This window comes from Rhizobacter sp. P3_B12 (genome assembly GCF_056402895.1).
Map to the genome: position 1 here is coordinate 1 of NZ_JBFUGN010001795.1, position 520 is coordinate 520.

The 520-nt window shown below is 69.0% G+C and carries 1 pseudogene; it reads left to right on the forward strand.

From position 1 onward, the window contains the following. Positions 1-82: 82 nt before the first annotated feature. Positions 83-520 (forward strand): annotated as a pseudogene (locus AC1D01_RS38260) (hypothetical protein); the annotation flags it as partial.

Here is a 520-nt window from a genome sequence, read left to right on the forward strand (position 1 = left end):
GATCGGGAGTCTCCAGATGCAATCCCCTGCGCGAGCACATGCCGCCCCCACCGCCACCCGCTCCCGCAACGCGGGCCTGCCGATGCCGCACGATGTCCACCCGTGGAATGCGCCCGGGCAGGACACCGGGCTGGTGATCGACCGCGACCGGCAGTTCGTGCAGATGCTGCGCCACTACCGCGAGAGCGGCGGCCTGGCGCGTGGCGACGAGGTGGTGGAGCGGCTCGCGCAATGCGGCAGCCGGGGCGTGCCGACACTGGCACGGCAGATCGTCGAGCGCAGCGTGATGAGCTTCGAATGGCGCAACGAGCTGTGGCTGCCGATGTTCCAGTTCGATCGGGCCGACATGGCGGTGAAGGCCGGCCCGTTGCAGGTGGCTTCCGAGCTGGCCCCGGCCTTCGATGCGTGGAACATCGCGTTCTGGTTCGTGCAGCCGAACCCGTGGCTGAAGGGGCGGATGCCGATCGACGTGATCAACACCGAGTTCGCCGAGGTGATCCAGGCGGCACGGACCGATCGC